24 protein-coding genes and 1 pseudogene are annotated in these 26,120 nt (G+C 41.0%); 9 read left to right on the top strand and 16 right to left on the bottom strand.

Annotated elements, in window-relative coordinates:
- Nucleotides 1-7: 7 nt before the first annotated feature.
- From AC4MDD_RS07410 to tkt, 4 genes and pseudogenes are all read right to left on the bottom strand, one after another.
- Nucleotides 8-604 (bottom strand): YceI family protein, encoded by a 597-nt coding sequence (locus tag AC4MDD_RS07410; RefSeq protein ID WP_114837831.1) that lies wholly within the window; start codon nt 602-604, stop codon nt 8-10.
- A 123-nt stretch (nt 605-727) separates the two neighbouring features.
- Nucleotides 728-1,177, bottom strand: a pseudogene (locus AC4MDD_RS07405) (GNAT family N-acetyltransferase).
- 114 nt (nt 1,178-1,291) lie between these two features.
- A complete protein-coding gene (locus AC4MDD_RS07400; protein WP_004696769.1) occupies nt 1,292-1,507 on the bottom strand; it encodes a hypothetical protein in 216 nt (71 codons plus the stop codon).
- 115 nt (nt 1,508-1,622) lie between these two features.
- A complete protein-coding gene (gene tkt, locus AC4MDD_RS07395; RefSeq protein ID WP_491882485.1) occupies nt 1,623-3,611 on the bottom strand; it encodes a transketolase in 1,989 nt (662 codons plus the stop codon).
- A 720-nt stretch (nt 3,612-4,331) separates the two neighbouring features.
- Here tkt and metK point away from each other — a divergent pair.
- On the top strand, nt 4,332-5,498 hold the full coding sequence (gene metK / locus AC4MDD_RS07390; protein WP_004984924.1) for a methionine adenosyltransferase: 1,167 nt from the start codon (nt 4,332-4,334) through the stop codon (nt 5,496-5,498).
- Nucleotides 5,499-5,593: 95 nt separating this feature from the next.
- Here metK and AC4MDD_RS07385 read toward each other — a convergent pair whose 3' ends face one another.
- A complete protein-coding gene (locus tag AC4MDD_RS07385) occupies nt 5,594-5,839 on the bottom strand; it encodes a hypothetical protein (protein WP_491882604.1) in 246 nt (81 codons plus the stop codon).
- 313 nt (nt 5,840-6,152) lie between these two features.
- Here AC4MDD_RS07385 and AC4MDD_RS07380 point away from each other — a divergent pair, with 313 nt between their 5' ends.
- Nucleotides 6,153-6,365 (top strand): hypothetical protein, encoded by a 213-nt coding sequence (locus tag AC4MDD_RS07380; protein WP_491882484.1) that lies wholly within the window; start codon nt 6,153-6,155, stop codon nt 6,363-6,365.
- Here the strand turns inward: AC4MDD_RS07380 and AC4MDD_RS07375 are convergent.
- Nucleotides 6,327-6,968 carry a LysE family transporter gene (locus AC4MDD_RS07375; RefSeq protein WP_286407364.1) on the bottom strand — a complete coding sequence of 214 codons (642 nt, stop codon included), beginning with the start codon at nt 6,966-6,968 and terminating at the stop codon, nt 6,327-6,329. The two genes, AC4MDD_RS07380 and AC4MDD_RS07375, sit on opposite strands and share 39 nt — an antisense overlap.
- 132 nt (nt 6,969-7,100) lie before the next feature.
- Entirely contained in the window at nt 7,101-7,682 is a 582-nt protein-coding gene (locus tag AC4MDD_RS07370; protein ID WP_087013404.1) for an FxsA family protein, read from the bottom strand.
- Between the two features lie 122 nt (nt 7,683-7,804).
- Between AC4MDD_RS07370 and ruvC the strand changes: the two genes are divergently transcribed.
- Nucleotides 7,805-8,350 carry a crossover junction endodeoxyribonuclease RuvC gene (gene ruvC / locus AC4MDD_RS07365; protein WP_004984936.1) on the top strand — a complete coding sequence of 182 codons (546 nt, stop codon included), beginning with the start codon at nt 7,805-7,807 and terminating at the stop codon, nt 8,348-8,350.
- An 8-nt stretch (nt 8,351-8,358) separates the two neighbouring features.
- On the opposite strand, the gene AC4MDD_RS07360 is transcribed toward ruvC, so the two are convergent.
- The 5 genes from AC4MDD_RS07360 to AC4MDD_RS07340 all read right to left on the bottom strand — a co-directional run bounded on the left by AC4MDD_RS07360 (nt 8,359) and on the right by AC4MDD_RS07340 (nt 12,562).
- Nucleotides 8,359-8,685, bottom strand: coding sequence for a hypothetical protein (locus AC4MDD_RS07360; protein ID WP_491882483.1), 327 nt, complete (start codon nt 8,683-8,685; stop codon nt 8,359-8,361).
- Between the two features lie 29 nt (nt 8,686-8,714).
- Nucleotides 8,715-9,554 (bottom strand): hypothetical protein, encoded by an 840-nt coding sequence (locus AC4MDD_RS07355; RefSeq protein ID WP_491882482.1) that lies wholly within the window; start codon nt 9,552-9,554, stop codon nt 8,715-8,717.
- A 145-nt stretch (nt 9,555-9,699) separates the two neighbouring features.
- A complete protein-coding gene (hemL, locus tag AC4MDD_RS07350) occupies nt 9,700-10,998 on the bottom strand; it encodes a glutamate-1-semialdehyde 2,1-aminomutase (protein ID WP_004696756.1) in 1,299 nt (432 codons plus the stop codon).
- 42 nt (nt 10,999-11,040) lie between these two features.
- Complete coding sequence (gene thiE, locus AC4MDD_RS07345; RefSeq protein ID WP_004696754.1) at nt 11,041-11,661, bottom strand: thiamine phosphate synthase; 621 nt, start codon at nt 11,659-11,661, stop codon at nt 11,041-11,043.
- Nucleotides 11,662-12,178: 517 nt separating this feature from the next.
- The gene (locus tag AC4MDD_RS07340) at nt 12,179-12,562 is read right to left on the bottom strand and encodes an Mpo1-like protein (protein WP_195728043.1); all 384 of its coding nucleotides are present in this window, start codon (nt 12,560-12,562) and stop codon (nt 12,179-12,181) included.
- Nucleotides 12,563-12,848: 286 nt separating this feature from the next.
- Between AC4MDD_RS07340 and AC4MDD_RS07335 the strand changes: the two genes are divergently transcribed.
- Nucleotides 12,849-14,309, top strand: coding sequence for a CYTH domain-containing protein (locus AC4MDD_RS07335; protein WP_279690026.1), 1,461 nt, complete (start codon nt 12,849-12,851; stop codon nt 14,307-14,309).
- Between the two features lie 401 nt (nt 14,310-14,710).
- Nucleotides 14,711-16,171 (top strand): CYTH and CHAD domain-containing protein, encoded by a 1,461-nt coding sequence (locus AC4MDD_RS07330; RefSeq protein ID WP_491882481.1) that lies wholly within the window; start codon nt 14,711-14,713, stop codon nt 16,169-16,171.
- Between the two features lie 70 nt (nt 16,172-16,241).
- Here AC4MDD_RS07330 and AC4MDD_RS07325 read toward each other — a convergent pair whose 3' ends face one another.
- Nucleotides 16,242-16,874, bottom strand: a complete 633-nt coding sequence (locus AC4MDD_RS07325) for a hypothetical protein (RefSeq protein WP_178927894.1) — start codon at nt 16,872-16,874, stop codon at nt 16,242-16,244.
- 114 nt (nt 16,875-16,988) lie between these two features.
- On the opposite strand from AC4MDD_RS07325, the gene AC4MDD_RS07320 reads away from it, so the two are divergent.
- Nucleotides 16,989-17,384, top strand: a complete 396-nt coding sequence (locus AC4MDD_RS07320) for a DUF3144 domain-containing protein (RefSeq protein WP_004696747.1) — start codon at nt 16,989-16,991, stop codon at nt 17,382-17,384.
- A gap of 121 nt (nt 17,385-17,505) precedes the next feature.
- Nucleotides 17,506-18,570: an amidohydrolase family protein gene (locus AC4MDD_RS07315; protein WP_491882480.1), complete on the top strand. Its 1,065-nt coding sequence runs from the start codon at nt 17,506-17,508 to the stop codon at nt 18,568-18,570.
- Nucleotides 18,571-18,660: 90 nt separating this feature from the next.
- Here the strand turns inward: AC4MDD_RS07315 and AC4MDD_RS07310 are convergent, their stop codons facing one another.
- The 3 genes from AC4MDD_RS07310 to AC4MDD_RS07300 form a co-directional block, all read right to left on the bottom strand.
- Nucleotides 18,661-21,438 (bottom strand): M16 family metallopeptidase, encoded by a 2,778-nt coding sequence (locus tag AC4MDD_RS07310; protein ID WP_491882479.1) that lies wholly within the window; start codon nt 21,436-21,438, stop codon nt 18,661-18,663.
- A gap of 146 nt (nt 21,439-21,584) precedes the next feature.
- Nucleotides 21,585-22,412 (bottom strand): PhzF family phenazine biosynthesis protein, encoded by an 828-nt coding sequence (locus AC4MDD_RS07305; protein ID WP_176537524.1) that lies wholly within the window; start codon nt 22,410-22,412, stop codon nt 21,585-21,587.
- Between the two features lie 152 nt (nt 22,413-22,564).
- Nucleotides 22,565-23,953: an L-cystine transporter gene (locus tag AC4MDD_RS07300; RefSeq protein ID WP_491882478.1), complete on the bottom strand. Its 1,389-nt coding sequence runs from the start codon at nt 23,951-23,953 to the stop codon at nt 22,565-22,567.
- A gap of 159 nt (nt 23,954-24,112) precedes the next feature.
- On the opposite strand from AC4MDD_RS07300, the gene AC4MDD_RS07295 reads away from it, so the two are divergent.
- Nucleotides 24,113-24,718: a flavin reductase family protein gene (locus tag AC4MDD_RS07295; protein ID WP_490747594.1), complete on the top strand. Its 606-nt coding sequence runs from the start codon at nt 24,113-24,115 to the stop codon at nt 24,716-24,718.
- A 108-nt stretch (nt 24,719-24,826) separates the two neighbouring features.
- Nucleotides 24,827-26,029 (top strand): YbfB/YjiJ family MFS transporter, encoded by a 1,203-nt coding sequence (locus AC4MDD_RS07290; protein WP_125281324.1) that lies wholly within the window; start codon nt 24,827-24,829, stop codon nt 26,027-26,029.
- The last annotated feature ends 91 nt before the right edge of the window (nt 26,030-26,120 follow it).

The following is a 26,120-nucleotide window of genomic DNA, read 5'->3' as shown; positions in this document are numbered from 1 at the left end:
ATATCGCTTATTTTGCAGCAGCTTTAGGCTGTGGAACTGATGCTTCAGTGGTGATATTCACAGTGATTTTATCACCCACGTTTGGCACGTATGCGCCTACACCAAAAGCAGAACGGTCAAATGAAGTGGTTGCATTGAAACCAATTGACTGTGCTTTGGTCATTGGGTGCTCACCTTGCTTATTCAACACGGCATCTAAAACGACAGGCTTTGTCACATTTTTAATGGTTAAATCACCTGTGATTTTGTATTTGTTTGCACCAACTGCTTGTACTTTTGTACTCTTGAAAGTGATCTTTGGATATTTTGCTGCATCAAAGAAATCCCCGCCTTGCAAGTGCTCATCTAAAGCTTTTACGTTGGTGTTTAAGCTAGATAAAGGAATCGTTACATTCACCGATGAATTTGCAGGTTTTGCATTATCAACATTAATTACACCCTGAATGTCGCTGAAGTTAGCAGATGGAGTTGAAAAACCAAAGTGGCTCCATGTGAAAACTGTTGCTGTATGTGTAGGGTCAATTTGATATGCCACAGGTTTCGCCATAGCAAATGTAGTCGCAGTTGCAACAGCCAAACCGATTGTTAAAGCTTTAAAGTTCATGTTTTTATCTCACATTGGAATACTGCTTAGTCTATAGAGTTCTACAACGAATACATCTATAAAGATAAAACGATATGTTGCAACTTTAGAACGATATAATTGTTTTTAAATGTAGCAACTTAGCTACGCCCGATATTGAATGAAACCAGTCTTCTTCACGACTTTATTATAGATTTGCTGTGAGACTAAATTATCCTGATGAGTGAGCCAATAGACCCGATCACATGCTCGCTTTTCAGTATGCATTTTGACGTGTTCGATTAAAGCTGTTGCAACCCCTAGCCCACGATAGTCCTCATGCGTAAATAGATCTTGTAAATAAGCATAAGGCTTTAACGTCCAACAGCTATCATGTTCTACCACATGCACAATGCCAACAACCCGACCGGCCATAAGTGCAGCAAAACCATACATATGCTCACGCTTAGAATCAGTCAGTTTATGCCACGTATTTTCAGATATCTACTCCAATAAATCAACCTGATAAAATGCCTGATAAGCTTGCCATAATGTAATCCAGATCGACTGATCGATTTCTGTCAGTGACACAATTTGAATATTTGGTACTTCCATTTTGCTCTCAAAGTGATGTTTATTTTTGTAAGGCTTATATTTAAATTAAAATCACTACAAAGAAAAAGCCTTATTGAATCGCTTCAATAAGGCTTCTTTTAGACGTGACAACCATCATAGTTTTTCAATCAGAATCCGATCAATTAACTTCATACCTGTCTGTTTTTCATGGTTTTTACGACGGATCTTAATTTGCTTATCTTCTGCTAAATCTTGCAATAACAGTTCAACAGCAACCATCGCCTCCAAAGGTAGATCTGGTCCAATCCACTTCTGTTCGCCCGCATCCATCAATACAACTTCATCATGAATTTGATCGTACAAGCTCATATCATCACCTAAAATTTATGCAGCTACTTCAGCAGCAGCTTGCATATTATATACGCCATTCAAAATAAAAGACGCCCCTAAACTGGAGCGTCCTTCAAACAGTTAATTTTAAAAATTAAGCTGTCAATTCTTTTACCGCAGCAACAACTGCTTCAGTGGTAATACCGAAGTATTGGTATAAGTCTTTCGCAGGTGCAGATTCACCATAAGTCGTCATACCAATTACACGACCGTCTAAACCTACAAACTTCCACCAGTAGTCTACATGTGCTGCTTCAACAGCAACACGCGCACGAATGTTTGATGGAAGAACCGCTTCACGGTACGCTGCATCTTGCTTCACAAATTCTTCAGCACACGGCATAGACACGACACGCACACCTTCAAGCTGCGCATAGGCTTCCATCGCCAATGAAACTTCAGAACCCGTCGCGATAATAATCGCTTTTAATTCGCCTTTTTCTTCAGCTAATACATAACCACCTTTCACTACATTTGCAATTTGTGCATCTGTACGTGTTTGGAATGGTAGGTTTTGACGCGAGAAGATCAACGCAGTTGGGCCTTCTGAACGTACAAGTGCAGATTTCCAAGACACAGCAGCTTCAACTGTGTCACATGGACGCCAAGTATTTAAGTTTGGTGTACCACGTAAAGACGCAATTTGCTCTACAGGTTGATGCGTCGGACCATCTTCACCCAAACCAATAGAGTCATGCGTATATACATGGATTACACGCTGTTTCATCAACGCAGACATACGTACTGCATTACGCGCATATTCCATAAACATAAGGAATGTTGCAACGTAAGGAATGAAACCGCCGTGAAGCGCAACACCGTTAGCAATTGCAGTCATACCAAACTCACGTACGCCATAGTGTACGTAGTTACCTGCTGGATTGTCTTGAACGCCTTGGCAACCTTTCCAAAGTGTTAAGTTAGAACCAGCCAAGTCCGCAGAACCGCCTAATAGTTCAGGCAATAATGGACCGAAAGCTTGCAATGTGTTTTGGCTTGCCTTACGTGTAGCAATGGTTTCAGCTTTTGCATTAGTTTCTGCGATAAATGCATCTGCTTGAGCAAGGAATTCAGCTGGCAATTCACCTGAAAGGCGACGTTTTAATTCAGCTGCTTCAGTTGGATATTTTGCTGCATATTGAGCAAATAATTCATTCCAAGCCGCTTCAGAAGCCGTCCCTTTCGCTTTTGCATCCCATGCTGCATAAACGTCAGCAGGAATTTCAAATGGACCTTCAGTCCAGCCCAATGCTTCACGTGTTAATGCGATTTCGTCATTACCTAGCGGCGCACCGTGGCAGTCTTCTTTACCTTGCTTGTTTGGTGAACCTAGACCAATAATCGTTTTACAGATGATGATCGTTGGTTTTTTCGTTTCAGCTTTTGCTTGCAAAGTTGCAGCACGTAATGCATCTGCATCATGACCATCAGCTTTAAGTACTTGCCAACCATAAGCCAAGAAACGTTGCTCTGTATCGTCAGAGAACCAACCTTCTACTTCACCATCAATCGAAATACCGTTGTCGTCATAGTAAGCAATCAGTTTACCCAGACTTAGTGTGCCTGCAAGTGAACATGCTTCGTGAGAAACACCTTCCATTAAACAGCCATCACCTAAGAAGCAGTAAGTGAAATGGTCAACAACACTCATCTCATCTTTGTTGAACTGCGCTGCTAGAGTTTTTTCAGCTAGAGCAAAACCAACTGCGTTTGCAATCCCCTGACCAAGCGGGCCAGTTGTCGTTTCAATACCTGGTGCATAACCTAATTCTGGGTGACCCGGCGTTTTAGAGTGCAGTTGACGGAATGCTTTTAAATCTTCAATTGATAAATCATAGCCCGTAAGGTGCAATAACGCATATTGCAGCATAGAGCCATGACCATTTGATAGTACAAAACGGTCACGGTTCGCCCATTGAGGGTTAGTCGGGTTATGGTTGAAAAACTCACGCCATACCACATCAGCGATATCAGCCATCCCCATTGGCGCACCTGGATGTCCAGAGTTTGCTTTTTGCACAGCATCCATTGCCAATACACGAATTGCGTTTGCAATACGACGTTCGTTAAGCGGGGTTGTCATAGGTCAGAGTCCAAACAAATGATTTAAAGAGTAAGATGAATAGAATTCAAAGATAGGTGTATTGTCTTAAAAAAAGAGGAATGGGTAAAGCCTAATGGACAATATTTCGCTATTTATTCATCATCAATGTCTAATAAATGCGGGCATTGCCTAAAATCACAACAATTTCACTCGGAAATGTCTCTCTAGCTTTTCTCCGGATCAAATTCTACACGATAGAATCATCAATTTTTAAAAACAAAGCTCGGCCACCCTATTCACTAATCAGAACAAACCGTTATCCTTGAGTATCAAACACATCACAAGATACATTTGTATTTTTTACATACAATTAAACATTCATGGTGAATTTTATTCACTTTTTTAAATTATTCATGAATTAGTACAAATTATAGATTCTTTTATGATGCTTATTTTGAGCATTTTTTATTTACCAACTTAACACCCAAGCCAACAAAAACTCAAACAAGCTATTGTTTTCAAATTAGATATAATCAAAGCACAAAACCTCATGATACGCACCCCTAAACTTTGAATAAGAACCCGTTACTTTGTCATTTCGAACTAAAAATAAACGCTATATCAATTTTTTAGATGCTTATATCAGATAAAAAGTCGTTGAATTGAAATAAATTCAGTCATTTTGGTCGTGTAGAACTGGCTCAAACGGCTAAGTCGATGTACCATATTGCGTCTTTTAAATTAACTGTGATAGGACTTATGCGCGAGTACGCTGTATTTACCTCGGAATCTGTAAGCGAAGGCCATCCAGATAAAATGGCTGACCAAATCAGTGATGCTATCTTGGATGCGATCTTAAAAGAAGACCCATATGCGCGGGTTGCTTGTGAAACGCTTGTAAAAACGGGTGCGGTAGTACTTGCAGGTGAAATCACAACAACTGCAAATGTGGACTTCGAAGCGATTGTTCGTCAAACCGTAAATGGCATTGGTTACCACCATTCTGACCTTGGTTTTGATGGTTCAACATGTGCCGTGATTAATATGATTGGTAAACAGTCACCAGAGATTGCTCAAGGTGTAGACCGTCAAAAGCCTGAAGATCAAGGTGCAGGTGACCAAGGTTTAATGTTTGGTTATGCAAGCCGTGAAACTGACGTGCTTATGCCTGCTCCAATTTCATATGCACACCGTTTAATGGAAAAGCAAGCTGAACTACGTCGTAGTGGCGCTTTACCATGGTTACGCCCAGATGCAAAAAGCCAAGTGACTTTTGCTTATGAAAATGGCATGCCTGTTCGTTTAGACGCAGTCGTATTATCTACTCAGCACGATCCTGAAATTTCTCAAAGCAACTTAAAAGAAGCTGTGATTGAAGAAATCGTGAAAAAAGTGATCCCTGCTGAAATGTTCCATGCAGACACCAAATTCCACATCAACCCAACAGGGATGTTTGTGATTGGTGGTCCAGTGGGCGACTGTGGTTTAACAGGTCGTAAAATCATCGTAGACACCTACGGTGGTATGGCTCGTCACGGTGGTGGTGCGTTCTCTGGTAAAGATCCATCTAAAGTTGACCGTTCTGCTGCTTACGCAGGTCGTTATGTTGCGAAAAACATCGTAGCGGCGGGTCTTGCAGACAAATGTGAAATTCAAGTGTCTTATGCCATTGGTGTGGCTGAGCCAACGTCTATTTCGATCAATACCTTCAATACAGCAAAAGTATCTGAAGAGTTGATCATTGCGTTAGTCCGTGAACACTTCGACTTACGTCCATACGGGATCACTCGTATGCTCGACCTCATTCAACCGATGTATAAGCAAACTGCTGCTTATGGTCACTTCGGTCGTGAAGGTTCAGATACTGCATTTACGTGGGAAAAAACCGACAAAGTGGAAGCACTTAAAGCTTCAGCTGGTCTATAAGTTTGCTCCTAAAAGAAACCCGCTTAATGCGGGTTTTTTTATTTTAACTAATGGAAAATAGTCCATCAGTTAAGGCGTGAAGTCATTGAACTCCACTACTTGGGTTTGTTGTCATGATTGAGCACATCAAAGAGCGAAGTCACGGCAGCGGGTTCACTGTTTCGGTCGGCCAAATAGACTTGTACAGATTTAACGATAATCGCTGCTGCAAGACATGCAACAATACATAAAATCCAAAATCCAAAAGGACTTCGAATATTATGTGATCCACAATTTGGACAGTTTTTATCTGTTGACGCGACAACTGTTTCACAACATGCGCAGTGGTATTGATAGAGCATCGCTTTACCCCCTTGTTTTTGTCCTTTCTTGTTTTTATTGTCCATCACCCTGCCTCACAGAATGTTAGGTTCATTTATCTTATGTGAGTATTTGTTGAGACTCAAGCGCAATTCACCTGAAGTGATGTCAGCAACGGCTTACACTGAAAGATTAATCAATTGATTTAACGCATATCCTCTTTATAACACCGAATCATGACAATTTCATTTTGTAACATAATAGTTTTTGACGTATTCCGTCATATTTGCTCAAAACCCTTTAGTTTTCTCGCGATTGTTTATTAAAATAAGATACAACGATGAGGAAGAAAGAATGGTTCAGTTGATTAAAAAAGGCGGTTTACGCGAACGTGCCAACCGCAGTCGTAGCTATAAGGGCTCAGAAAATACCGAAGCGACATTGCAGCCCAACCGCTATGCGCAAAGTAAAAAAGACGAAGTTTCTATCTTGGAACAGGCTCCATCATCTCAAGAGCTTAAAAATGACTTAGATGTAGATTGCGAGAGCATCGTACCAAAGCCATAAAGCAAAAATTAGGAACAACCCGCCAGAAAAAATGTCGATATAACTCCCTGAACGCTGATATGCCGCCTTAATTTTAGGTAATGACAAAAGCAGCATCAGCAGTGCAAAAGTCATAAAAGTTTGAATGGGAATAATGACCGCAAGCTGCATTTTTAAATAGGGACTTGCGCTAGAACTCAAGGCTAGTGAAAACACACTACTAAAATAAATCAGCGTTTTCGGGTTAGACAAGTTCGTCAGTAAACCTGACATGAAATAATGGTTGGCCTTGGGTGTAGGTAGTTTTTGACCATCATCTAGCAAGGCTTCTTGCTGCATTGTATTGAGGCCAGCTTTCAACATCAGCCACCCCATACGTGCAAGGAACACCCCACCAATCACCATCAATACCTGTTGAATCCATGGCATTTTTTCGATGAGTACGGTAAAACCTAACAAGGTTAAAACCACCCAAACGACGATGCCAACGGAAATACCTAAAATAGTTTTTAAAGTGTTTTTTTGTGTGGTCGAAGCTGAACTTTTGGCAATCAGCAAAACATCAGGACCAGGACTTAGCTGCGCAACAAAATGCAATGCGCAAATCGTGAAAAGCAATGACATAAAAAAGCGGCATAAATTTTAAAAAATAATTATATCGTTTGTTATATTTATTTTAAATCATAAGCACTTAAAACATTTTCATAAAGATAAAAAAAGCCGAGTTAGAACTCGGCTTTAAAATTAGGCATGAAATTATTTATTCACATCTTTCATTTCAATTTTTTTCGCCTCTGGCGTGACTTCTCGTGCTTCGCCATCAATAATACTCGAGTCACGATAAGCTGAACCACCCTGCTGTTGCTGCATTTCTTGCATCTGGCGCATGATATCTGCAAATGGGTTTTGACCTTGAGCACCACCGCCCATGCCATTCATATCCCCCATCATGCCACCCATCATTTTTTCCATCATCGCTTGCTGACGTTTCATCATCACGTTCATCAGCGCGCCCGTCATGGCTTTTTGTACTGCTGGAATAAGCAATAACACGGCAACCACGTCTGTCACCAAGCCAGGAATCAATAAAAGAAAACCCGCAATGATTTTTGGCAGATTGTTTGTTAATGCAGGATCTGCACCCATCTGGCCCGCTTGCATTTGCTGCATTTGTGGCATTAAACCTGCTGAATACTTACGAATCAGGCTCATACCAATAAAGAAAGCGGCAATAAACCAGAAGAACACGTACCACATGCTACCAACGAGGTCACCCACGCCAATCCATACGAAGACTTCGAGAATGACACCAGCTAATATAAAAAGAAATAATTTCATGAAAATTAATCTAATCTCAACAAAATGAATAAGGTGCAAGAATCAAGTGCTCAATCTACATCAAGCTTTTTTGATACGCTTATGTAACAATATGGGCATATTATTTTTTTTAAAGGGCAAGCATGTCATTAATTATTGGTATTGACCCCGGTTCTCGCCTCACAGGCTACGGTATTATTCAAAAAGAAGGTCAAAAACTAATTTTTGTCGATGCTGGCACCATTCGTACCGAAGCTGCTGATATGCCTGAACGGCTAAAACGTATTTTTGCAGGTATTGATCGTATTGTAAAATTTCATGGCCCAACCGAAGCCGCAGTTGAGCAAGTATTTATGGCACAAAACCCTGACTCCGCACTGAAGCTAGGGCAAGCACGCGGGGCTGCTATTGCTGCACTGGTAAACCTTGACCTACAAGTTGCAGAATATACCGCACGCCAGATTAAACAGTCGGTGGTCGGTTATGGCGCTGCGGACAAAGAACAAGTACAAATGATGGTGATGAGACTCCTAAACCTGAGCATCAAACCACAGCAAGATGCCGCCGATGCTCTCGCTGCTGCTATTTGTCATGCACATGCTTCAGGCAGTATGACCAAGCTTGCTGTACTCAATGCTCTAGGCGGTATGGCGCGCGGACGCAGCCGTAGTAGCTCTCGTCGACGCTAAGCTAAGTGTTAAGTGAGATGGTTTTTAAAGTCTTTACGCATTTCACGTACCGACGGTGCTTTGGGATAAGTTGCTATCAGCATTCTTCCTGAAATGCGTAAATTTTTCTTTTGAGCAGGATCGATACGAATAAAGACCAATTCTTCTGGCTCATTGCGATGGTTGATCTCACAAATCATAATGGTGTAGTTTTTTTCGATCACTTTATAACGACTAAATGCCTGCTGTACGATTTGTTTAAAATTTTTCTGTCCACCTGATGGTGCAAGTTGGGTGTAAATCACCAACAGTATGCATGCACCAACCACCAAGGCCACCAGTAAGTATTTATCCATTCTTCCTCCCCACTTTTACCATTACTACATCAATGTTCTTTACCCGAAGCATTTACTTTATTTTCTTCTATCTGAAAAGAATTAAATAATTTTAAAGAATCACGCTGAATTTTTTCCCAATGTGGCAGAAGCTCCGCATGGAAATCTATATCCAAATTACTAGTATTAAAACCATAATTTGGTACATGACTATTTAATTCACACGCCGTAGCACCACTTGGATATGAAGCACACGCAATGACTACACCAATGCCTTTCCCGTTTTCTTCTTTCCAGTAAATTTTTTTAGAAATATTATCTTGCTCTCCCAAATCTATTTCATAAAGTGACAAACTTGCATTAAATTTCTTCTCCGAATTAATCTCACTTATGCTCATATCTTTTCGAGCACCCATCCGTTCACTTAAATAAAATTTCAATGAAGGCGTATAATCAAAAAACGTTTTGTCGTCTCCCCACTCATCCTTCCAATTGCCACGTTGTGATAAAGTGAAAGCGATGTCACTGATTTGATTTGAGGAAAGCCTAAAACCTTCTGAAGGATGCATTTCTGGCCATTTCACAAGAAATGTGGCGTTACCGATTTGATCATTACAACCTTTGGTATTATGTAGTGGATTAGAACCTTTCTCCCAATAATTAACATCTTGATATTCAACACTTGCAAAAAATAAATATCGTCGATCAATGCGCATTTTCTGATCGCCAAAACTTCCACACTCATATGGTTTTTCTTTTAAGCTCGGTACATCACTTGGTTCTAATACACTAACAATAACACTCAAAATAACGATAATGATTGGTGACAATAGTATAAAGATCAAAAAATGTTTTAGCTGAATAGGCTTTCGAAGAAAATTTAAAATCATAAGTCATCTTATTTAATTATTCATTTTTTTCATGTACTCCTAAAATTAACACAAAGTATTTGAGATATAGTATTTTTTTATTCAAAATACCCATCATATAAAAAGCCCATCAAAGGAGATGAGCTTTTTTAGCAAGGACAAATACTTACTTCATGCTTGCAAAAACTTCTTTCGCTGCTTGTAGGGTAAATTCAATATCTTCATCAGAATGGGCAGCTGAAATAAAGCCAGCTTCAAATGCAGATGGTGCAAGGTTCACACCACGGTCTAACATGCCATGGAAGAACTTACGGAATGCATCGATATCACACTTTAACATCGAGTCGAAGCTAGTAATGTCTTCTTGATCGGTAAAGTACAAACCAAACATACCGCCTACTTGTTGCGTTTTAAAAGCAATACCCGCTTCATCAGCCGCGGCTTGTAAACCCACAAGCAGTTTTTCTAGCTGCGCTGTCAATTTTTCATAAAAACCATCTTGGCGCAGGTGTTTAAACATCTCAATCCCTGCACGCATTGCAAGTGGATTCCCCGACAGTGTTCCAGCTTGGTAAACTTTACCCAGTGGAGCAATACACTCCATCACTTCTCGTTTCCCACCAAAAGCACCAACGGGCAAGCCTGCACCAATAATTTTACCCAAGGTGGTTAAATCAGGAGTCACGCCATAGTGAGCTTGCGCACCACCCAATCCAACACGGAAACCAGTCATCACTTCATCAATGATAAAAACAGAACCATGTTCATCACATACATCACGAATCGCTTGTAAGAAGCCTTCGATTGGTTTCACAAGGTTCATGTTCCCTGCCACAGGCTCCACAATCACCCCTGCAATCTCTGAACCAAACTTAGCAAAGCACTCTTTTAAAGTAGCAATATCGTTATATGGAAGAGTCAGTGTATGTTTGGCAAAATCGGCAGGAACACCAGCTGAAGTCGCTTCACCTTCACCGCTGGTTAACAAACCTGAACCTGCTTTTACTAGCAGTGAGTCTGAATGACCGTGGTAACAGCCTTCAAATTTTACAATCTTGTCACGACCTGTATAACCACGCGCAAGACGAATGGCGGTCATGGTTGCTTCAGTACCTGAGTTGGTCATACGAACCAGCTCAATTGACGGCATAATTTCGCAAATAATGTCGGCTAAAGTCGTTTCATGTACAGTAGGCGCACCGAAACTTAATCCATCCACTGCAGCATTTTGAACTGCTTTAATAATTTCAGGATGAGCATGACCTAAAATCATTGGTCCCCATGAGCCCACATAGTCTACATAGCGCTTACCATCCACATCGTATAAGTATGCACCTTGCGCCTTTTCAATAAAGACAGGCGTTCCGCCTACGCTATTAAATGCACGTACAGGTGAGTTCACACCACCCGGAATATGTTTGCTTGCTTGTTTAAACAATTGTTCTTGCTTTGGAGATAAGCTCATGAAGTTACTCAACTCAAAAAATAAAAAAACATCTAAAAACGCTTAAGCTTTAGATGCAAATAAATCAGCCCACTGTTCTATACGATCAGGAATCGCAGACATTGATAGCCCTAATATATCACTAATCACCGCGCAAAGGTCGGCACCGGCTTCGATCACTTCACCTGAATTTTCAACTGTTAAGCCACCAATCGCACAAATCGGAACATTCAATTTGGATTTGGCTTCTTTTAAAGTCTCCAAGCCAATATTGCCAGCCTCTGGCTTGGTCTCAGTTGCATAAATTGCACCAAAAGCGACGTATGTTGCACCTTCAGCAATAGCTTTCTCTGCCAGCTCAATCGAGTTCAAACACGTACGACCAATCACCGCATCTTTTGGCAGGCGCGCGACAGCTTCGGCAACTTCGCCATCATCTTGCCCTAAATGCACACCAACGCCGTATTTGACTGCCATTTCTAAGTCATCGTTGATCACAAAAGGAACACGATACTCAGCGCACATCGCTTTCATATACTCGACTTCGTAAGCCTGTTCTTCTTTAGGTACTTTTTTACGGCGATACTGCAAAACGGCAACTTCACGTGTTGCCATTGCACCTTCTAATTTAGCCAAAAGTAGCTCTAAAGGATCATCATTTGTAATTAAATATAAACCGCGCATTTAACTCTACCTTTGGGTTATGTCATTCTATTATAAAGCTAAAGCTACTGATGCTTTAATGAATTAGAACTGAAAATGCGTTGCTTTGCACAAAAATCCCGCGACCAAGTTCAGGCTATATAAAAATACCTATTTTCAGTGATAGTCGCCCCACCGCTTTCGCAGTTTAATGGATACAGAAAGCAACAAGAATAAAATAAAAAAACAACTTTATAACAAGAATAAGAGACACGCAGCGATCTGATACGGCTTTTTAGCTTTTTAAACCAGTGGTGTTTGAACAACATCATAAAAGCTAAAAAGCCGCATATTTTAATTAACGTCCATATAAAAAAAAGCCTAGAGAAGGTCGCTCTAGGCTTCGAAAACTAAAAGCACTTTAAAGTTCAAAGCACTTATATATTATTTGATGAAAATATAAACAACGATCTCATTATTAGAACATTAACTCATACTTTGCAACTGTTAATTTCAAGCTTTTCATAAAACTTTCATGATGAAGTCACAAAGTGCTTCACTAACTTGGAATTTTATCCAAAGCACGATCTTGTAAGCTTAAATTTCCACGTAAAACATCGGAAAACATGCGCCAGTCAGAAATGAAACTATACAAAGGCTGTTTAAAACTGGCTGGCTTATTTTTTTCAAAAACAAAATGACCTACCCACGCACAGGCATATCCAGAGACTAAGCCGTATATAAAATAACACGGCTTGCGTTTAAGTATGGCTTTAGAGAAAAAGTACAGTCCAATCGAACTCCCCGCGACATGTAGCCGACGACTCATGATGTTGCGGTGCTCTGTTAAATAAAAACGATAAAACTGGTGATAGTCCTTAATCGGCAATTGAAAATTAGGTTCAGCGTCGTGTTCCTGTTTCGGTTCAACCTGAGCATTCATCTGTCATCATCCTGATGTTTTTCTATCAACATAACTGAAAATATGCAATCTGCAAAGTGCAATCGCCTCTGGGAGCGCGTCCACTAAAAACAGAATTGTTTTTTGATCAATCTCGCACTGCAACTTTGTTTTATTGTGTCGTCAAGTCTTACATACTGTCTCTTTTTCGCTACAATCCAGTGGTCCATTGGTGTGCCTTTAGCGCACATAAAAACAAACTACAGATCATGCATCTAAATACATAAAGGCTTGGCACTGACCTAGCCCCTCAAATTAGGAATTTTTCATGGTTGAAATTGAATTAAAATTTCAGATTAGCGAAACACGACGTACCGCCCTTCTTAAAGCTTTAGATCCTAAAAAATCTGAAACGATTCAACTTCAAGCCAAGTATTTTGACACGCCTGATCGCCTCTTGGCCCAACACGGCGCTGCTTTGCGTCAGCGTCTTGAGGGTACTAGCTGGATTCAAACACTCAAAGCCGCAGGTAAAAGTCATTTACACCGTTTTGAACATAATCATAATTTGGGTGAGTTAGAGTCATCTCCTGAACTGGACTTAAGCATTTATGAAGCTATTCCAGAGGCTCAGCAAATTTTAAACCAAGCTTTAGGAGTGGATGCAGCTGCGTTAAAGCTAACCTTTGAAACGGACATCCAACGTACCTATCGCGTCATTGAGTTTGAAGATGCTGAAATTGAAGTCTGTTTGGATGTTGGTGTGGTTCGTGCATCTGGTCGAGAACAGACCATCCATGAGGTAGAGTTTGAACTCAAATCAGGCTCTGTTCAGTCGCTTTTGGCTTTTAGTTTTGAATGGGTGAAGAAGTATCAACTGTGGTTAGATGTCCGCAGCAAAGCCGAAATGGGTAATCTACTGGCACTTCAGCAAACAGTGAGTCCAGCACGTTTTGAAAAAGAGTTTGTCTTATCGAAAAAAGAAAGTGCGGCACATAACCTGAGTTTGTTGATTGGTCAGCAAATGCAACATTTACTGCCAAATATTGCTGCAATTTCAGCAGGTGTTGCTGAGCAAAGCCATATTGACCAGGCTCAAACCGCTTTAGAGCACTTACAACTAACCTTGGCTTTGTTTAAAGACTGGAATAGCAATATTTCTGATAAATGGGCGATGCAACTTGCTGCATTTAAGCATCAGTTTGATCATTTACAACATTTGCAGCATATGCAAAGTACCCTAGGCGCTTTTCTTCAAAACCCAACCACTACTGAAAATCTTGCCAAAGACATTTTATATGCTCAAGAAAAGCTTGGAAATTTAGTTAAATCGACGCAGAACGTGCATCATTATCTTGAATTATTGACTTTTAGTTTAAGTTCACATGATTTGGTACAAAAGCAGGATTTAAAAACCTATGCACATAACACCCTGCAAAACCAATATCGACAGCTACAAGAAAGCTTAAATGCTGCGGATATTAGCCACTTTGAAAGCTTAGATGTATTGGCACAGAAAATTAAGGAATTGAAGTTTAGCTTTCCTATTTTAACATCCATTTATGATGTGAAAAATTTGCAGAAATACAGTAAAGCGTTAAATGATGCCCAACAAGCCGCACATGAATATCAAATCTTGGCGACTTCAGCTACATACATTCAACAGACCGAACTTGAAGCCAGTGATTGGTTTGTTTTGGGTTGGCTCACGGCAAAGCTTGAAGTTTATGCCGATAAACTTTTAGAAGCGACAGAACAGTTCTTAGTTAGCCGTAAATTCTTAAAATAACGCTCTGTATCCCATAGCAGTCATGTTAAATACATGACTGCTATCGACTCTCCATGAGGCTTTATAAGCCCCAAAACCACGATAGACAATCGTGGTTGGTGGCATGGATGTCACCAATTTATCTGTGATAAAAAAACATTATCAGAACAATACAGGCTTTCTATCACTTTTCATCTTTAAGAAGATATAGCTATGCTCTCCTACTCAACGTCGAGTTATAGTCACCTCACGGCGACAATCCGTATTTATTAACTCTGCATACTTTTTAAATTCCGCCGCAGTGTTTTAAAAGTGACATCTAGCACACTATTTCTGCTCTTTTAGCTTATACCTATTCAAATCTGGTCTTTTTTTACTCAATTTAGCATATAGTAAAACCTAGGTTGTCATGAGTCAGGGCTATGCAAGAGATTGAGTTTAAGTTTCAAGTGCCAGTTAAGAAGCGTAAGGCCTTACAAAAAGCTTTTACACTGCTTAAGGCTGAGCCAATTCATTTAGCAGCCCAATACTTTGATACAGCGGATCAAACACTTGCTAAGCATTGCATCGCGATTCGACGTCGGCAGGAAAATGATGAATGGAAACAAACCTTCAAAGCAGTGGATACCGCAAAAGCATTGAGTCGCTTTGAACTTGAATTTGATATAGCACCACCTGAGACGACGACCCTCGACTTACATAGCTATAAAGATTATCCTACTGTCTATAAAAAATTAAAACGCGCTTTGGGGCTTCCACTTCCAACCCTTGAATTGCTCTTTGAAACCAACATCCAACGTTTACGCGTTTTGCAGGATGTTGGAAGCAGTACAGTTGAAATTGCTCTCGATATTGGCAAAATTTTTAAAGAACAAAACAGTGTTGATATTTTCGAGATCGAATTTGAATTAAAACAAGGATCAACAGAGGATTTGATCGCATTTATACGACCTTGGGTTCAAAAATACCAACTGACTCTCGACATACATAGCAAGTCAGACTATGGTCTTCAAGTGGTTCACCAACAGACCTACTTTCCTGCGCAGTATCAAACAGCTCTTGTACTGAACAGAACCTCAAGTGAAGCTGAAGCGCTACAAAGCATAGTGGCCAATTGCTTACAGCACTTACTTCCGAATGCCAGTTCAATTGCTCGACAGCAGTACTCCACTGAGCATGTGCATCAGGCCCGCGTGGCAATCCGCCGCTTGCGTACCGCACTGAAAAGTTTTGCTGCATGGTCGGAGGACATTCAACCACACTGGAAAAAGGAACTCACCACTATTTTTCAAGCCTTAGGTGGAACACGTGACATCGATGCGCTAAACGAAGACTTACTCCCTCAACTGATTGAGGCAGGTTATCCTTTAGACCATCTTGCTCCAAATACAGAAGCCATCACTGATGTCTGCGCCCTATTCCAACGAGCAGAAACGACGCAACTTTGGCTTGAATTAATTTTATTTACAGAGCAAGAACTAGATTCGCCTTCAAAAGCCAAACTGAAAAAGCATGCACTCAAAGTTATACATGCTTTACACGATAAAATATGTGCACATGCCGAGCACTTTAGCCAGCTTGAAGATGAGGAAAAACACCGTATTCGTAAACAAGTCAAACAACTGCGTTATAGCATTGAGTTTGTGACGTCTTTACTCGATGTAAAAGCATTAAAAACCTATTTAAAAAAACTCAAAGCAGTTCAGGAAAGCCTAGGGCACTATAATGATTTGGTGGTTGCAGATGCCTTATTTCAACAAGCCCCTGAACCAGAAGCTGCTTATAGTTTTGCCACAGGATGGATCGCCGCGGAAAAAAATAGAATGCTGAAATTGGTTGAACAACAGCTGATGCTGTTCAGTCAAACCAAAAAGCTGAAATAGTCTTTTAAATTAAAATATAGATCAGCAGCGAAAAGTTCTTCTATAGGTGAATTCCCTGTCTACACCTAAGTTAACGATACTTTCCGTACACCTTCCACGTATTGTTATCTGCTAAGGGGGCGTTATAGCTATCACTGCGCTGCTTACGTGGTTTGTCTCGTGCATCGACCAGTTCAAAGTGTGCTTCGGTACTTAACACGATACCATTTACATAAAATCGGGTACGGGTATATTCACTCTGCCCATGCTGAAACACATAGGTTCTGAGGTCAATAAATTCCCTATGCGCAACCAAGGCGGCGTTATCATCGCTGTCCAACCAAGCGCGCATGGCTTGGACTTGCTCTGGCTCAAACTGCCCACATTTTTCGATTAAGCTTGCAATACCGCGAAAACTTTTAGATTCTTTGGCGCGGGTTTTATTAATCCGAATACGATCGACGTGAAAATAAAACAGCGGTAAGTTCAAATGACTAGGTAAATGAATTGCATCCAACACTTCATCTTCCATAAAAGGTTGGAACAAGTCTTGTGCCCGCTCAATCAAACCCATCCACTGACGGTAGTAGTCCTCAACTTCCGCTTTCGTGCCATAGTAGATCGGTAAGCCTTCGACATTGGCTAAATTTTGTGGTGGCCAAATGTTTTGACGCAATAAAGCAATATCACTTTTTAAACTTTGTACCGCAATCGCGTCTTGCATGGATATTCTCTATTTTATTGCTTAGGCTATTTTTAGATTAAGGCAAAGGTTTAGTTTCTGCAAGGCTTTGCCTATAATGCAGTCTGAGTTATTTATGTATTTTAGGACAAGTTCATGGTTCAGAAGATTGAAGCAACAGATGTAACCGAAGAAGAAGCGTTGAATGCTGCTTTTTTTGAACGTGCAGATGAATTTATTAAGCAAGCCAACGATTTTTGTCGCACTGAAAAAGGTTCACAAGTGAAACCTGCTGAAATACGTGGCCAAGTGAGTGCTGCGATGTTGTTTGGTACAGCCCGTTTTAACACGTGGGTGGCAGCCAACAACTTTAAAGATGGCGATGAAATGCGTGATGCCAAAGAGCAAGTGATGTCTTATATTTTGCAACAGTTCCAAATGATGCTTGAAGACAACTATGACGAATATTGTGAACAGTTTGAAAACTACCTTCGTTTCCGTCATAACGAAGAATTTCATGCCAACAAGCATGACCACAAACACGATCACTGATCAATCAAAGCCTGCCTTGCGCAGGCTTTTTTTATTTCGTCGTATTTGAAACGAAATACAATGTTGCAACACCTCAATTTACAGTAAGGTAATCGCTAAGGAATATGACTTAGGGAAGAACATGCAGCATTTGGACTTTGCACTCATCGATCCACACATCCATCAGTGGGACCCCTATAACACGCCACATGCAGCGGCTTTGGCAGTCAAATTATTGGGTAAGCATCCTAAGCTTTTGGACAAAATGGTTCGTTTGGTGAAACCTAAAGATCTGATTGAAACCCTAGGCCTAACCCGTCATATCACACGTCCTTATTTGCCCCAAGACTATAAACTCGATACTGGCCCATACACAGTAGAGCAAGTGGTACATGTTGAAGCCAGTTGGCATCACAGCAAAGGTAAAGGTGTGGTTGAGGAAACTCAGTTTATCGAGTCTTTAGCTTTTGGGGCAGATACGGTCAAATTGGGTGGCATTGTCGCAACAGCTGACCCACGTGATCGTAACTTTAAAAAGATCCTAAAATTACATCATAAAGCTTCACCACACTTTCGTGGTATTCGTAAAATGGCGTCTTTTCATGAAGACAAACAAATCCATGCGTGGACAGATGAGCCACAGTTATATCGCAATAAAAAATTTCTCAAAGGCTTCGAAGTGCTGCCCCAATACAACTTGAGTTTTGATGCTTGGGTTTATTCCACACAGCTTGAAGATGTGATTTATCTGGCCAAGCAGTTCCCTGAAACTTCCATTGTGCTAGACCATTTGGGTACACCCGCAGGTTTATTTGGCCCAATTGGTGCAAATACAGGGATGACACAGACGGCACGGGAAAATATTCTCTTTCGTTGGAAGGACGACTTAGCTGAGCTTGCAAGCTATCCGAATGTCTATACCAAAATGTCGGGGCTTTTCATGCCTGTTTTAGGACATCGTTTTCATAAAGAAGACCGACTGGCGTCCAAACAAGAAGTCTTTGACCTTGCGCATCCCTTGATTACACATGCCCTCGCCTGTTTTGGAACCTATCGGGTGATGTTTGCCTCTAACTTTCCTATGGATTCGGTCAGTACATCGTTGGTGAATATTATCGATGCCTTTAGTGATGTCGTCGCAGCCTATGACCCTGATGCTTTAGAGCGCGTATTCCATCACAATGCCAAACAGTTTTATCGGCTTTAATTGAAAAAATAAGAAAAGTATTTTATAAAACCTATGATAAAAAGAACCCCTCAAAATTGAGGGGTTCTTTTTAGATGGGGGCTAAAATCTTTACTTTTTCAAGGCTGGTTGCACTTTGCCGTATTGGTCAGCCATTACTTCAACCAACTGATCCAGCTTAATATACTTCTGAATCACCGCATCAACATCGGCTTTACTAATTTTTGCCAATGCTAAATCACGCTGTTCACGATCCAGTAAAGTACGATTACGCTTCATTTGAGGAATCAACATGCGATGGATATTGCGACTATCTTCAAGTGCAGTCACACGTTTTTTCAAAATATCAGCCTTGGCAGCTTCCACTTCCTGTTCAGTAACGCCTTTTGCCAGTAACTCATTCAACACTTTATAGACCGCCTGAGACACTTGAGCCGATTTGCCTGCGCTATAGTTTGCATCAATCGTCAGCGCTCCTGACTCCGTCCAGTCATCCAGCGAAATGCTGCTGCCAAAACCATAGACCAAGGCATTCTTTTCACGTAGCTCTTGCGCCAAACGAGAAGATAATTGTGACTCACCTAAAATGTGCTCGAGTACCTGTAAGGCAGGTGCATCTGGGTGGTATGTGCCTACAGGGAACGTCATAATACTCTGATAGCTACCAAACTCACGCTGCTCTGACAGTGCATGTACACGCTGCGCTTTATATGCCGTAAAGTCAGAAGTAATCCGCTGATAAGGCGCTGCCGAATTCCAGTTTGCAAAAGCCTGATTTAAAGTCTTTTTCATCTTTTTCGTATCAATCACACCCGTCACCGAAATTTGTGCATGATTCATCGCGAAAAACTGCTGATACAGCTGTTTCACCTGTCCTTGTGTTGCGGCCTGATACTGCTTCTTGACATATTCAGGCTCGAAGTGATGTCGAATATCCCCTATTGGATAAGTTTCAAGTAAACGAGCAATGGTTAAAGCTGCTACAGTTTCAGGTTCTGTATACGGTCGGTCTAGACTTGCTAAGCTTTGTGACTTAATCAAATCAAACTGGCTTTGTTCAAAGGTTGGATTTTTAAGGACATCAATCACGAAGTTAAAAAATTCATCAAATTTTTCTTTCTTCGCCACGATTGAAATATTAATCCCATTGCCATTACTTGAGGCACTTGCTCCACCGCCCGCATCGATCGAATGATCGGCAATATCTTGCAAACTATATTGAGTTGAAGCTCTGAGCAGTAAATAAGAAGTTAAATCTAATAACTCTGCTTTATTAAACAAACTTTCTGCAGTACCAAAATCAATCGAAATGGTGGCATAAGTCTTATCATCACGCGTGGTACTTGGGTACAGCGCATATTGCATACCATTTTTTAACTTGCCACGCTGAATTTGTTTTTCAGCACTTTCTAAATATTGCTTTGAGCTTTTTACATATCCAGCCACTTCTGCCTTATACGCACTGACATCTTTCAATGGTTCTTCAGCCACGGCTTGTTGGTCTAAAGTTTTTGCTGGGGTCGCTGCTGCCGCTTGTTCAAGTGCTTTTTTCTGATCTTCTGGGGTTGGTAAAATAGTGCCTGAAATCCGATGCTCTGGGATCAAAAAGTCATCTAAACGTTGGTTCACATCAGTAACGCTGAGCTGTTGTAATTGTTGCTGATCTTTAAAGTATTGTGTCCAATCACCATTGGCAGAAACCACATAGTCACTGAGCATGCCACCGACTGCTGTTGCACTGCTGAACATGCTTTCTTGTGCATTTTTAATCATACTCTTCACACGGTTGAGCTCAACCTCGTTGAAGCTTGGTGTTTTTTCTACCCCAGTAACCAAAGCCGACTCGACTTTTTTCACATCATGGTTCGGTGCATAAACTGCGCCCATAAACACCATATTGAAATCTTGGTCTAACCATGTGGTCGACTGAACAGCTGTAGCCGTTCCCGTTTCTACAATGCTTTGGTACAAATGTCCACTGGGTTGCATGGTGTATAAATACGGTGACACCGCCAGCGCAGTCTTAATGTTCTCGTTTTTACCATTCAGGTAGATATTATATTTGGCGAAATTACTGCCTTTTTTCACCACAAACTGACGATCTTTAATCTTACTTGCATCTAAGACAGGCACTTTGACTTTCGCAGGCACAGCGCGCGCTTTAATCGCACTAAACTTTTCATCAATCTGCTTCAGTACAGCTGCTTGATCAAACTTACCTGAAATGACAAATACCGCATTATTCGGTGCATACCAGTCACGATAAAACTTATTCAGTTCAGCCATTTTGATTGACTGTAACTCGTTTAAATCACCAATCGGTAAACGCCCTAAATATTGATTACCATAAGCAGACTTCCACATCTGATCCATGAGTACCGAAAAAGGCTGATCCATACGGACTTCACGCTCGCGCTTTACAATCGCGATTTCAGACGGTACATATTTTTCTTGGAGCACCAAGCCGTCCATACGCTCAGCTTCAAGATGAATCAGCTCATTAATCGCATTTTGTTCAGGACGAACTACGTTAATATATTTGGTTGAATAATAGTCCGTGCTGGCATTATTCATTAAACCGTATTGATCTAAACGGCGTTGAAACTCGTCCCCAGGAACATTTTTAGTTCCCTTGAACGCTAAATGTTCCAGTAGGTGCGCTAAACCGCCCTTACCTTTGGGATCGTTCAATGAACCAGTCAAATAGACCATGTTCATATACACTTTATTTTCTTTATCGTTTGGCGCAAGAATAATACGTAAACCGTTATCTAATTTATATTCTTCAATTTTCTGTTCCGATTTTACCAATACGGGTTGTGCCCATACTGTGCCCCCAAAGCCAAGTAGCAATACCGACAAACTCAATGTTTTAAAACGCATTAACATTATTTTTCCAAATAATTCGACAAAATATGAATGATTCTCAACATCATAGAGGAAAGTGAAATTATTTTTATAGTAATTTGGTGAAAAATAGCATTTTAATCAATGCTTATTTTTCACCAGTAGTTTTAATTTAAAAGAATTGCAACTTAATCTAAGTAAAGTTCAGCCGTCATATATAACTTGGCATAGCCAGAAATTTGGATCCGTGTTTCAGACTGAATATCACAGTAAAGCAATCCTCCACGGCTCGATGCCTGATAGGCAATCAATGAGGTTTTACCCAACTTCTCCGCCCATAGTGGTGCAAGACCTGTATGCATGGAGCCTGTCACAGGGTCTTCATTGATGCCTTTATGCGGTGCGAAATAACGCGCGATATAGTCATAGTCTTGAGACGTTGAAGTCAGGGTAACATCCAAGTTTTCAGCAGTAATCGCAGTACTGACTTTATGCTTTTCTGCCAGTTGACGAATTTTATCTAAGTTCGGTTTGGCATCCTTAACAGCCTGCTCAGACTCACACACTAAAATATAAGCCTGTGGGTTTAAATAGACTTCTTTAATTTCACAATCGACCAATTCATGAATTTCCGCAGGATAGTCTTCTAACTTTTGCGGTGCACGAATTGGAAAATTCATATGAATCTTGCCATCAGCATCTTGATCAATGATAAAAACACCCAAGTCTTTTACATGAAACTGGATACGTTTAGCATCGGTATAATCCCGAAACAGGACGAAACTACTAGCTAAAGTCGCGTGCCCGCAAAAGTCCACTTCAACCTGAGGGGTGAACCAACGAATTTCATAGTTTTCAGCATCAATCACTTTCACAAAAGCCGTTTCTGCCAAATTATTTTCCAAAGCAATATTCTGCATCAAATCTACTGCTAACCATTCATCACGTACAATCACAGCGGCAGGATTACCTTTAAATAATTCAGTTGTAAAGGCATCGACTTGATACATTTTCATCGTTTTTCTCCTAAATTGAAGCTTTATTTTGCAAAAAACTGAGTAAAAAAGTAGATACAGTTTTTAGTCATTTATGGATACACGCCCAATAAAAAGAAGCCTAATCATGAAGATAGGCTTCTTTTCAGTTCATAAGCTATATATTTCTCAGCTTAGACTTCTTTTAAGTCCACATTGTCTTGCTCAAAAATACGCTTATCCGTTTGACCTAAGACTTGGCTGGTCACGACACCTGCGGTCATAGAACCATTCACATTCAAAGCCGTACGCCCCATATCAATTAAAGGCTCAATTGAAATAAGCAGTGCAACCAAAGTCACAGGCAAGCCCAGCATCGGCAGGACAATCAGTGCTGCAAATGTTGCTCCACCACCTACACCAGCCACCCCAATCGAGCTCAAGGTCACGACACAAACCAAAGTCAAAATCCAAAGTGGATCGAGCGGATTAATACCCACTGTCGGTGCAACCATAACAGCCAGCATCGCAGGATACAGCCCTGCACAGCCGTTTTGCCCAATGGTCGTACCAAATGATGCTGAAAAGCTGGCAATCGACTCTGGTACACCCAGACGTCGTGTTTGCGCTTCAATATTTAAAGGAATACTGGCAGCGCTTGAACGGCTGGTAAATGCAAAGGTCAGCACAGGCCAAACCTTTTTAAAGAACTGAATTGGGTTCACGCCTGTGAGCGCCAAAATCACGGCGTGCACGATAAACATAATCGCCAAGCCGATATAAGACGCAACCAAGAAGCCACCTAAGTTTAAGATGTCCGCCATTTTAGAGTTGGCCACAATATTGGTCATGAGTGCGAACACACCGTAAGGCGTGAGCATCATAATTAGACGCACCAACTTCATGACCCACGCTTGCAAGATATCAATTGCAGACAACAGCTTTTGCCCTTTCTCAGCATCCGCTTTCATGAGGTTCAAGCCTGCAATGCCTAAAAACACTGCAAAAATGACTACACTGATAATTGAGGTTGGATGTGCCCCTGTCAGCTCGGCAAAAGGATTGCTCGGAATAAATGACAGAAATAAATCAGGTACTTGCAAGTCAGCCACTTGCCCGACATAGTCAGTTTGAATCGTATTTAAACGTTCAGTTTCTTGTGCCCCTTGTACCAAACCTGCCGCAGTTAAGCCAAACAGATTGGTCACCACCACACCGACAAATGCAGCAATTGCTGTGGTAAATAACAAAGTTCCAATACTGATAAAACTAATTTTACCCAATGAACCCGCATCGTGTAGCTTAATCACAGCGCCTAAAATGGAAACAAATACCAAAGGCATCACCACCATTTGTAGTAGTTTGACATAGCCTTTACCGACCAAATTAAACCACTGTACCGACTCTTGCAGTACAGGCGAATGCGTACCATAAAACCCATGTAAAGCGAGACCAAAAACAATACCGAGACAGAGACCTGCCAGTACTTTCTTCGCTAAACTCCAATCGGTTTTACGGGTTCGGCCCAGTAAAAAAAGCAATGCAATAAAAATGATGACATTGATGATTAAGGGGATATTCATATTGTTTCCCTAAATGATGCTGTCATAATTATAAATCAAAATTTAAACGGGCTTACTGTTTTGCGCCATATTCCACGCTGAATGTACAAATTTAGACTGAATTGGCAGTTTTAAAATGTGATATAAAGCATTTAAACGGCTGTTAAAGTGTTCTTTTACATGAATCAATCTCTGCTTAATCCTCACATTCTGCCCGTCCCTTTAGAAAAAGCATATCGGCTACTCAACCACGGACCAACCGTGCTGGTTTCCAGTCAAGATAATGAAAGCACCGATGTCATGGCCGCGGCTTGGGCATGCGCCCTAGAGTTTAGCCCAGCCAAAGTGACGGTGGTACTCGATAAATCGACAAAAACCCGCAGTATTATTGAAAAATCGGGTTTGTTTGCGCTGCAAGTCCCTACACTTAAACAGCTGAAAATGGTCTACGCACTGGGCATGATCAGTCAATATGATGCTCCTGAAAAGTTACGTCAATGTGGGGTCGAACTTTTTCAGTTTGGTCACAGCCCAATTCCAGTGGTTGAAGGCTGTAGTGCATGGATTCTGTGTGAACTCATTCCTGAACCGCATAATCAGCAGCAGCATGACTTGTTTATTGGCAAAGTCATTGCCGCTTATGCAGATGATCGTGTTTTTAGAGATGGCCATTGGTACTACCATGAAGCCGCAGATGAATGGAAAAGTATCCATCATGTTGCAGGCGGGCATTTTTATACCATTGGTGATGCAGTGGATATCAATCAACTCAAAGATACTGATTAAATTGACTGCGCCTTTACTCCGCTCGACTAAAGGCGGACATCACTCGATTGTTTTATTGTAAATTTCATCTTATAGTTCAAGTGTGTTTTTTAAACAAATAGTCAAATTATGATGAACAGGACGTTCTCAAGCACCGTACAACTGAGTCTCTTTCTCTGCCTGAGTATGTGCTTGGGAATTGGCATCTTACGTTTTTCTTATACCGCGCTACTGCCGTCCACACGCGAAGCCTATGAATGGTCACACAATTTCGCCAGCTTACTCGGTAGTGCCAATCTGCTGGGTTATCTGATCGGCGCATTTTGGGCGATGAAGTTGCCACAAAATGCAAAAATGCCGATCTATATCATTTTTGCTGCGCTCTTTGGTTCAATCAGCCTGTTTGCCTGTGCATTTGCGCATTTTAATGAAGTCTGGTATTTGGTGTGGCGCATCATTTCAGGTATCGGCGGTGGTTTGCTGATGATTCTATCGCCCAGTATTGTGGCACAGTGCAGTGAGTTACAGCACCGTTTTAAAATTAATCTCATTGGATTTAGCGGAATAGGAATTGGTGTATTGGCAGCCACGCTGTTTATGCCGTATTTAGACCGTATTGCAATCAGTAGCGCATGGTTCATTCTCTGTGGCTTTGCATTTGTCATTACATGGTTATTATGGATACTGGTTCGTCCTTTCCAAAAGCAACTGCACAGCATCCCTACAAGCCAGCCCCAAACTCATACAGTGAATAAAATTTACTATAGCTTACTCATTGTTTATGCCTGCAGTGCCTTTGCGTATATTCCCCATTCTTTGTTTTGGATTGATTACTTAAGCCATGTTTTAACGCTAAATTTATATTGGATCAATTTTAACTGGATTTTATATGGCTTAGGCAGCGCTTTGGGTGCAGCGACAGCTTATGCTTTAGCACGTAAATTTGGCAACTTTCTGGCTTTAAAGATTTTATACAGTGTCTATATTGCGGCAGTTTTTATTGCGGTTCTGAGTTTCTCGCCTGTATTTACGCTCCTGTCTTCATTTCTCACAGGCCTACTGAACCCTGCGGTGGTCTTTCTCACCTCCTACACCATCTTACAACTCTACGGCTTGGCCTATAAAAAACTGTGGAGTATGGCAACACTCAGCTTTGCAACGGTCCAACTGGTCGGTGGTTTAAGTTTTAGTACCTTGCAGCATTTGGGTTGGTCATATCACTTTCAGTTTATGCTTGCTGCGGGAGTTCTCGGTTTAGGAACATTGCAACTATTTTACTTTACCCGTAGGACATCCACCTCCAATCCAACAACTAAAAAAGAAGCCTTTTAATCCTTCACATAGAAGGAAATCGAAAAAGAGTTGTAGGTTCCGTTATAAAGGGCCGTCCATGTTAAATACCTGTGATATATTTAACTTACCT

The sequence above is a fragment of the Acinetobacter sp. CAU_H_29a_1 genome, assembly GCF_058599505.1.
The sequence above is the reverse complement of the archived record's forward strand: the minus strand, read 5'-3'. Positions and strand labels throughout refer to the sequence as shown.